The organism is Sphingobium quisquiliarum P25, assembly GCF_000445065.1.
GTDB lineage: Bacteria > Pseudomonadota > Alphaproteobacteria > Sphingomonadales > Sphingomonadaceae > Sphingobium > Sphingobium quisquiliarum.
On sequence record NZ_ATHO01000027.1, the window covers coordinates 1 to 9,145 of the forward strand.

10 protein-coding genes and 1 riboswitch are annotated in these 9,145 nt (G+C 66.7%); all 10 genes read right to left on the bottom strand.

Going from position 1 to position 9,145, the window contains the following annotated elements; genetic code table 11:
• Positions 1-41 precede the first annotated feature (41 nt).
• Positions 42-1,487, bottom strand: coding sequence for an NAD(P)-dependent oxidoreductase (locus tag L288_RS25885; RefSeq protein ID WP_021237043.1), 1,446 nt, complete (start codon positions 1,485-1,487; stop codon positions 42-44).
• Positions 1,488-1,649: 162 nt separating this feature from the next.
• A complete protein-coding gene (locus tag L288_RS25890; RefSeq protein WP_021237044.1) occupies positions 1,650-2,459 on the bottom strand; it encodes an undecaprenyl-diphosphate phosphatase in 810 nt (269 codons plus the stop codon).
• Positions 2,460-2,626: 167 nt separating this feature from the next.
• A complete protein-coding gene (locus tag L288_RS25895) occupies positions 2,627-3,574 on the bottom strand; it encodes a complex I NDUFA9 subunit family protein (RefSeq protein WP_021237045.1) in 948 nt (315 codons plus the stop codon).
• A gap of 89 nt (positions 3,575-3,663) precedes the next feature.
• Positions 3,664-4,242 (bottom strand): TMEM165/GDT1 family protein, encoded by a 579-nt coding sequence (locus L288_RS25900; RefSeq protein WP_021237046.1) that lies wholly within the window; start codon positions 4,240-4,242, stop codon positions 3,664-3,666.
• An 85-nt stretch (positions 4,243-4,327) separates the two neighbouring features.
• Positions 4,328-4,459: riboswitch (yybP-ykoY riboswitch) on the bottom strand.
• Between the two features lie 44 nt (positions 4,460-4,503).
• Entirely contained in the window at positions 4,504-4,893 is a 390-nt protein-coding gene (locus L288_RS25905; protein WP_021237047.1) for a hypothetical protein, read from the bottom strand.
• 65 nt (positions 4,894-4,958) lie between these two features.
• Positions 4,959-5,531 carry a hypothetical protein gene (locus L288_RS25910; RefSeq protein ID WP_021237048.1) on the bottom strand — a complete coding sequence of 191 codons (573 nt, stop codon included), beginning with the start codon at positions 5,529-5,531 and terminating at the stop codon, positions 4,959-4,961.
• Positions 5,532-5,545: 14 nt separating this feature from the next.
• Positions 5,546-6,100 carry a demethoxyubiquinone hydroxylase family protein gene (locus L288_RS25915; protein ID WP_021237049.1) on the bottom strand — a complete coding sequence of 185 codons (555 nt, stop codon included), beginning with the start codon at positions 6,098-6,100 and terminating at the stop codon, positions 5,546-5,548.
• Positions 6,097-6,582, bottom strand: a complete 486-nt coding sequence (locus L288_RS25920; protein ID WP_021237050.1) for a disulfide bond formation protein B — start codon at positions 6,580-6,582, stop codon at positions 6,097-6,099. The genes L288_RS25915 and L288_RS25920 overlap by 4 nt, the downstream gene beginning before the upstream one ends.
• 99 nt (positions 6,583-6,681) lie before the next feature.
• The gene (locus tag L288_RS25925) at positions 6,682-8,049 is read right to left on the bottom strand and encodes a S41 family peptidase (RefSeq protein ID WP_021237051.1); all 1,368 of its coding nucleotides are present in this window, start codon (positions 8,047-8,049) and stop codon (positions 6,682-6,684) included.
• Between the two features lie 112 nt (positions 8,050-8,161).
• Positions 8,162-9,145 (bottom strand): murein hydrolase activator EnvC family protein (locus tag L288_RS25930; RefSeq protein ID WP_031303907.1); only part of this gene is annotated, 984 nt, incomplete at its 5' end.

The following is a 9,145-nucleotide window of genomic DNA, read 5'->3' on the forward strand; positions in this document are numbered from 1 at the left end:
CAGCAGCACCAGGCCGGTCAGGCATGCCCTGACCGCGCGTCTCACGCCGCCTGCCTTTCGCCCGCGGCGGCCTTCGCCTTCAGGTAGCGGTGCATATGCTCGGTCACGTCGCGGCCGTCGCGGATCGCCCATACGACCAGCGAAGCGCCGCGCACGATGTCGCCCGCAGCAAACACGCCGTCCATCGACGTCATCATCGTCTTGTGATCGACGCGCAACGTGCCCCAGCGGGTGACCGACAGGTCCTCCGCGCCGAACAGCTTGGGAAGGTCCTCCGGATCATAGCCCAGCGCCTTGATCACCATGTCGGCGTCCATCGAATATTCGCTGCCCGGATCGGCTTCCGGCGCGCGGCGGCCTGACGCGTCAGGCTGGCCCAGGCGCATCTTGGTCACCTTGACGCCGGTCACATGCTCCGTGCCTTCGAACGCGATCGGCGCGGACAGCCAGACGAACTCGACGCCTTCCTCCTCCGCATTCTGCACCTCGCGCTGCGATCCGGGCATATTTTCCCGGTCGCGGCGGTAGAGGCACTTCACCGACGTCGCCCCCTGGCGGATCGCGGTGCGGACGCAGTCCATCGCCGTGTCGCCGCCGCCGATGACGACGACCTTCTTGCCATTGGCGTGCAGCGTGCCGTCCTCATGCTCCGGCACGGCATCGCCGAACCCGGCCTTGTTCGACGCGGTGAGGAAGTCGAGCGCCTTGACCACGCCCGCCGCGCCCACGCCCGGCGCCTTGATGTCGCGCGGCTTGTAGACGCCGGTCGCGATCAGGACGGCGTCATGACGCCCCCGCAATTCCTCAAGGCTGGCATCGCGGCCGACCTCGAACCCTTCATGGAAGATGATGCCGCCGTCCTTCAGCCGCTGGACGCGGCGCATGACCACATCCTTCTCCAGCTTGAAGCCGGGGATGCCATAGGTCAGCAGCCCGCCAGCACGGTCATGCCGGTCATAGACATGCACCTCATAACCTGCGACGCGCAGATATTCGGCGGTGGTCAGGCCCGCCGGACCCGCGCCGATGACGCCGACCGACTGGCCCAGCGGCTTGCCCGGAACCAGCGGCTCCACCCAGCCTTCCTTCCAGGCGGTGTCGGTGATGAACTTTTCGACCGACCCGATGGTGACGGCGCCGTGCCCCGAAAATTCGATGACGCAATTGCCCTCGCACAGGCGGTCCTGCGGGCAGATGCGGCCGCAGATTTCCGGCATGGTGCTGGTCAGGTTGGACAGCTCATAGGCTTCGCGCAGCCGCCCCTCGGCCGTCAGGCGCAGCCAGTCGGGAATATGATTGTGCAGCGGGCAATGAGTCGCGCAATAGGGGACGCCGCATTGCGAGCAGCGCGACGCCTGCTCCTCCGCCTTTTCCAGCAGGAAGCTGCGGCTGATTTCCATGAAGTCGTCGGCGCGATCGCCGGCCGAACGCTTCTCGGGATAGGCCTGGCCGGTTCCCACGAATTTCAGCATCGGATTGTCAGCCATGATGAGTCCCTAAATGAATTCAGGGGGCACATAGCAGAAATACCCGCAGAGTCACGCGGATTCTGCTATTTAGGTCAGCATTAATGACCTAATTTCACATCATATTTGTTTCGGTTCGACGTTCAGCCGCTTTGTCTCACCGGAAAAAAGACCGGATCGGACCTATCTCATCGTCAGCCATAGCAGCGCCGCCGCTCCCGCCACGATCCGATACCAGGCGAAAGGCGCGAATCCGTGTCGCGACACCAGCCCCACGAACCAGCGGATCACCAGCAGCGCGACGATGAACGACACCAGGAAGCCCAAGCCGATGCTGCCCCAGCCGACCGTGGCGGAGGTGATCTGGTCCCCCTTCTTCAGCAGTTCCAGCGTGCTCGCCCCCAGCATGGTCGGAATGGCGAGGAAGAAGCTGAATTCGGCGGCAGTGCGCCGTTCGACGCCCAGCGCGAGCGCGCCCATGATCGTCGCGCCCGATCGGCTGACGCCGGGGATCATCGAAATGCACTGGATGAAGCCGATGCCCACGACCCGCGCCATGGGGATGTCGGCAATGCCGTGGAAGCGGTTTTCCTTCACCATCCGCTCGATCAGCAGGATGGCGACGCCGCCGATGATCAGCGCCCAGGCCACCACCTTGGGCGCGCCAAGCAGCGTTTCGATGAAATCATGCAGCGCCAGCCCGATCACGGCGGAAGGGAGGAAGGCGATCAACAGGTTGCGCAGGAACCGCCAGCTCGCAGGTTCCTTCCGCAGCAATCCCAGCGCCACGGCCCAGAATGTCCGCCAGTACAGCACCACGACCGCTAGGATCGCGCCTAGCTGGATGACGACGTTGAACATCGCCCATGTGGACGCGTCATAGCCCAGCAGCTCGCTCGCCAGGATCAGATGCCCGGTCGACGATACGGGCAGGAACTCGGTCAGCCCCTCGACGATGCCCAGCAGGATTACCGTCAGATAATGCAGGTCCATGGCCGTGTCTGATCCTCGATGATGATGGAAGGGAAAGCTGTCCCGGACGGGCGCCTGGAATGGGCGCTATTGTGCAGAAGCGAAGGACCGGCGCAATGCAGGTCACTGCACGGCCGGTCGCGTAAGCCCGTCGCCCCGCCGGGGAAGCGGGGCATGGGCGGCGTGGATCAGGCCTTCACCCGTCCGGCGAAGCGGCCATGCCGCCGGTAACGCACCAGCCAGTTCTGCGCGACCGCCTCCATCGGCGTCGGGGCAACGCCCAGTTCCGCAAGGCCCGGCGCGCCGGGGGACACCACATTGTCCTTTTGCAGCATCGCATATTGATCCTGGGTGATCGGCGCGCCCGGCAGGAAGCCCAGCTTTGCGATCATCGACGCGACCGGGGCAGGCACCGCGACCAGGCTGCGTTCCCGCCCGATTGCCTTGGCGATCCAGCCGTTCAATTCCATCATGCTGAGCTGCCGTGGTCCGCCAAGCTCATAGGTCTTGCCGCCATGCGCGCCCGGATCGCTGACCGCGTTGACGATCGCCTGCGCGACGTCGCCCACATAGACGGGCTGGAACTTCGTCGATGCGCCGATCACCGGCACCACCGGCAGGCGGCTGATCAGCTGCGCGAAGCGGTTGAGGAACTGGTCCTCCAGGCCGAACAGGATGGACGGGCGGATGATCGTCGCGCTTGGGAAGGCAGCGCGCACGGCCTCTTCCCCCGCCGCCTTGGAACGGCCATAGGCGGACGGGCTCTGCGGATCGGCGCCGATCGCCGACACATGGACCAGCGCCCTGACGCCCGCATCGGCCGCCGCCTTGGCGACATTCGCCGCGCCGTCATGGTGCGTGCCTTCGAAATCGCCGTTCAGCACGCCCACCAGATTGATCACCATGTCGCTGCCCGCGACGGCGCGCGCCACGCTTTGCGGCTTGCGGATGTCCGCCGCGACATATTGCTTCTGGCCAAGGCCGCCCAGCGGCTGCACCCGCATCGCGCTCGCCAGTTCGCGCTGGGCGATGCGGACGCGCGCGCCACCTTCCATCAGCGCCTGTGCGACATGACGGCCCAGGAAACCGCCGCCGCCGAACACTGTAACCAGACTGTCCTTCATCACCTGTTCCATGGCTGTCCTGCTTGGGGAATGACGTTGATTGTCCCTTGCAACAGCCGCCGCCTGCTGACAACCGCTGCGGCGGCGCACCTGTTCCTTTTTTAGCCGATCCAGCCCAGAAGACCGGCGATCATCCACAGGCCAAGCCCCAGGAACAGCAGGGCCGCCGCGACCTGGAGCGCGCGCATGGGCACTTTCTTCGCCAGCGCCTCGCCAAACAGCACGGCGGGCACATTGGCGATCATCATCCCCATCGTCGTGCCCGCCGTGACCGCCAGCAGACTGTCGAACCGCGCGCCCAGCGCGACGGTGGCGATCTGGGTCTTGTCGCCCATTTCCACCAGGAAGAAGGCGACCAGCGTGGTGACGAACACCCCGGCGCGGCCCGGAGCCTTCAACGGCTCGTCCTCGTCGAACGTGTCGGGGATCAAGGTCCAGCCCGCCATGGCGATGAAGCTCGCCGCAACGGCATAGCGGAACCACGGATGGTCGAGGACGCCCGCGATCGAATGACCCACCAGCGCGGCGAGGAAATGGTTGGCAAGCGTCGCGGCCAATATGCCCATGATGATGGGCAGGGGACGGCGGAAGCGGGTCGCGAGCAGCATGGCCAGCAACTGCGTCTTGTCCCCCATCTCGGCGAGTGCGACCAGCGCCGCGGAGGTAGTGAATGCTTCCATGGAGCGAACATCCGGGCCGGGCGAAGGTGAAAGACGCAATGCCACCGCCTCTTCCCGCCCGGCCGGACGCGGAAAAGCCGATGCCATTGGTCTCGCCCGATGAAGAAAGCCCGTCAGGCTCTCCATCCCGTCCGCCATGGCCTCTCGGCCAAATATGTTGACGAACGGCCCGTTCCTTCATGGCGGAACGGCTGGCTACTCCCCAGATGACAGGAGCGCCCTATGCCAGATCGGCGCGCAAGGCAAGCCCTGGAGGGCGGCTCAGGGTTCGCCCCTGGACTCCTGCATCCGCCGTTCGGCGAACCATTGTTCCAGCATCTTCGCGGTGCAGCCGGTAAAGCCGTTGCTGCCGATCGCCGAACAGCTTCCGGGCAGCGTCTGCCGCTGCACCTGTTCCATCGTCGCGACCTGGCTGCCCCATCCCGGCCCGCCGGATGGCGCGGGCTTTTCGCGCAGCTTCTTGGGAATGCGGTAGCGCTCCGATTCCGGCTTGCGCGCGCAGACGATGATCTCGTCGCCCTCGCCCTTGGGGCAGGGGTCATCGCCATAGACGATGAGGTTGAAGATCTTGCGCGGCGGTTCAGCCCTGGCCGGGGCGGCCATGGGCAACAGCAGGAGCGTGGCGAGGGCAGCGGCAACGGGGAAACGCATTGGTGATCATCCTTCATCTCCCCTGCCAATCGGGCATGCCCCCATGCCAGCTTCGCCGCTGTGCGTCAGGGCGCGCTGGGCTGCGGCGCGGGCGTCTGGGCCGTGCCGGCGGCCTTGGCCTTTTCCTCGGCGACGGCGCGCGCCTCGATCTCGCGGCTGTCCGCGTCGATGGTGGAAAGGCGCCGCGCGCGCTCCGCCTCGACCAGGTCCTTCCAGCTCGCATTGTCCGCCTGCTGCCGTTCGGCCTTGGCAAGCCGCGCGAGCTGGTTAAAGCAGCCGGTGAAGCCGCCGGGGCCGGTGGCGGAACAGCTTTCCGTGCCGGTCCGGCCGACATATTCCATCGACTTCACCCTTTCCCCCCAGGCCTGGTTCGCAGGCGCGTTGGGATCGCCGCGCAGCGGTTCGGGAATGCGGTAGCGTTCCTCTTCGCCCTTGCGCGCGCACACGACGATGTCGCTGCCTTCGCTTTGCGGACACGGGTCATCGCCATAGACGATCACCAGATTGACGCGTTCGGAACCGGGGGCTGCCGCGCCCGCCGCCGGTGCCTGCGCTTCCGCCGGGCCAGCCTGCTGCGCGGAAGCGGGGAGGGCGGCGGCCGCCATCAGCATCGCGGCGATGATCGGTGTCGTCTTCATTTCTTCTCGTCTCCTCAGATCCGCTTAGACAGGGCGATGGCGGCGCGGCAAGCCAGGCGAATGACGCCCGACAGCAGCGGATAGGCGACGGCCTGCTCCGCTCCATGGGCGATGGCGGTGTCGCGATGCTCCAGTTCCTCGGCCTGAAAATCCGTGATGGTGGCGGCAAGTTCCGCGTCGTCGCCGCCCAGCGCCTCCAACTGCTCGCCATAATGGCGGTCGATTTCCGTTTCGACCGCAGCGGTGCAGGCCATGGCGGCATGCGGCCCTATGGCGGCGGTCACCGCCCCCAGCGCAAAGCCAGCGACATTCCAGACCGGCCGCAACAGCGTCGGCCGCACGCCGCGCTCCACGATCATCGCGTCGAAGATGCTGCGGTGCCGTTCCTCCTGCGCCAGCATGCCCGCGATCAGACGGGAATCGGGATGGCGGTCGCCCATGACGGCGAGCTGCCCGGCATAGATGCGGATCGCGCCGAACTCGCCAGCCTGATCGACCCGCAGCATGGACGCGCGCTCGCGCGCCGTCGCCTTGCGACCGGGGCGCGGAAAATCCTTGGGCGCGCTCATGCCTCTTTCCTTCCCTTGATCAGCAGGGCCAAGATGGCGAGCGCGCTTGCCCCCGACAAGAGGCCGTTATAGCCCGCCATCGATATCCCCAGCAGGCTCCAGGGGGCAACGTCGCAGCGGGTGATGGGCGCGGCCATGATCTGCTCCAATATGTCCCCCGCTCCCCCGCTCGCGGGCGTGGTGGAACATGACGTCAGCCCTTCCCACCAGCCATATTCGACCCCCGCATGGAACAGGCCGATCAGGCCGCTGATCCCGATCGCCAGACCCGCGAGGCCAGCGAACAGGGCGCTGACGCACGGCTTGCCGCGCACGCCATAGGCGATCAGCGCCAGTGCCATGGCGGCCATATGCGGGTAACGCTGCCACCAGCACATTTCGCAGGGATGAAGCCCGCCCAGATATTGAAAGGCGTATGCGCCCCCCAGCAGCAGCAGCGGCACGGCCAGGGCGATCGCGCGGGCGAGGGGCAGGCTTTTCATACCGCCCGCTTAAACGCCCGCGCGCCTTTCGTCATGCTGAACTTGGACCGGCAGCGCAATTATCGCGCCGCCGGGGGGTGACGGATGCCCGCGCGCCTGTCACCGGGCGGCGGGTTTCTTCGCTGCCACCGGCTGGGGCTGGGGCTGGGCTTGGGCCACGACCGCGCCCGGCCGCGCCGCCAGCCGGGTGATGGTTTTCAGCGCATAGTCGAGCTGGAAGTCCTCGATGCCCTTCTTCTTCAACTCCTCGGCCGTGGCGGCGAAGCGGGGATCGTCCTTCACATCCTCTTCCAGCGCGGCATTGTCCGTCTTGATCTCGTTGATCAGGTGGCGGCGCAGGTCGCTTTCGCGGAATTTGGGACGGTTCTTGTAATCCGGGTCGCTCAACTGCGGCACGCGGATGTCAGGCTCGATCCCGCCTTCCTGTACCGACCGGCCCGCCGGGGTGTAATAGCGCGCGGTCGTCAGCTTGAGCGCCGTGGTGTTGGTCAGCGGCAGCATGGTCTGGACGCTGCCCTTGCCGAAGGTGCGCTCGCCCATCACCAGCGCGCGATGCTGGTCCTGCAATGCTCCCGCGACGATCTCGGACGCCGAAGCCGATCCCGCATCGACCAGCACGATCACCGGCAGGCCCTTCGCATCGTCGCCGGGCTTGGCGTAATAGCGTTCGACATCGCCCTTGTTGCGCCCGCGCTGCGACACGATCTCGCCCCGCTCCAGAAAGCTGTCGCTGACCGCCACCGCTTCGTCCAGCAGGCCGCCGGGGTTGGACCGCAGGTCGAGGATGTAGCCGGTCGGCTTGCCGCCCACCGCCTTGTCGATGCTGCGGATCGCCTGCCGCACGTCCGCGCCGGTGTTGGCGGAAAAGCTGACGATGTTGATCACGCCGACATTGTTCTTCACTTCCCATTTGACGGGCTTCAACTGAATGATCTCGCGCGTCAGGGTGAGTTCGATCGGCTTGTCGCGGCCCGGCCGCACGATCGTCAGCTTGATCGCGGTGCCGGGCGCGCCGCGCATCTTGTCCACCGCCTCGTCCAGCGTGCCGCCATAGATGAGCTGCCCGTCGAGATGGGTGATATAGTCGCCTGCCTTGATGCCCGCGCGCCATGCCGGGGTATCCTGCGTCGGCGCGATCACCTTGACCGCGCCATCCTCCTGAGTGACCGACAGACCCAGGCCGCCATAGCTGCCCTCCGTCTGGGTGCGCAGATTCTGGAAATCGCGCGCGTCCAGGAAGCTGCTGTGCGGGTCCAGGCTGGCCAGCATGCCGTCGATCGCGCCCTTGATCAGCTTCTCGTCGTCGACCTTTTCTACATAGTCGCTGCGTACTTTCTGGAACACGTCCATGAACTCGTCGAGCGCCTTGTAGCTGCTCGCTTCCCCGTCGGCGAGCGCCGCGGTGGTGGCGGGGATGAGCGCAAGCGCGCCAAGGGCGATCGCGCCCCGGAAGAAATTGGAAGTCATTGCTGTCCTGAGTCCTGGCATCAAGCGGTCAATATAGGCGCGTTTATGAATAGAGGCAAAAGCGATAGAGTTCACTCACTACATAAGGTGACGGGCGGCGTCCCGCGGGCGCCTAGCCGCTGACCAGCGGCACGATGTCGACCGGCTGTCCGTGGCGCCGCAACTCCACGGTGATGCTGGGCCGCCCCGGTCCGGCATTGCCCAGCGGATCGCCCTGCCGCACCACGTCGCCGACTTCCGCGGTCAGCCGTAACAGTCCCGTGATCAGCGTCGTCCATCCGCCGCCATGGTCGATGATCACGATCTGCCCATAGCCGCGATAGGGGCCCGCAAAAGCCACGCGCCCGCCGGTGGGCGCCACCGCGAGCGCGCCTGCCTGCGTGACGATGGTGAGCCCGCGCGACCGCACCCCGCTTTCGGACATCTCCCCCAATCCGGTCACCAGCTGCCCCACCACCGGCAAGCGATAGGGCGGCGGCCCGCCCTGCGTCCGTTCGCGCACCGCGTTGGAAGCAGGCGCAAGGTGCGGCTGGGCGGGGCGCAGCATCGGACCGGGCAGTTGCGCCAGCCGCTCCCGCAGGTCGCCCGCCGTCTCGATCCGGTCCATCAGGTCGGCAATGTCGCGCGCCCGCTCACCCAGCGCCAGCGCGCGTTCGCTCTCCAGCCCCGCACTGGATTGATAGTCCCGTTCGGCCATCCGCTTGCGGGTTTCCAGCGTGCGCAACGCCGCCTGCCGTTCGCGAAGGTCAGCGCGGCTCTGCGCCAGCGCGCCCGCCGCCTGCTCGGCCGTTTCCCTCAGCGCCCGGCTGCGTTCCAGTTCGGCGCGCAGCCCGGCCGTCCGTTCGCGGATGACGGGCAGCACCTGGCTCAGCACGGCACGCATATGCACGGCGTCGCTGATCGATCCGGGCTGGACCAGCGCAAGCGCCAGGGGCCGGCGCACGATCATCTGCAATGCGGCGGTCAGGCGCACGACCGGCTGCTGCTTGGCGGCCAGCCGCTCCGCCTGCGCGCGCTGCAACCTGGCGATGATGGCGATGCGCGCCTGGGCTGCCTGAATGTCCGCCTCCGCCTGCTGGATGCGCGCGGCCATGGC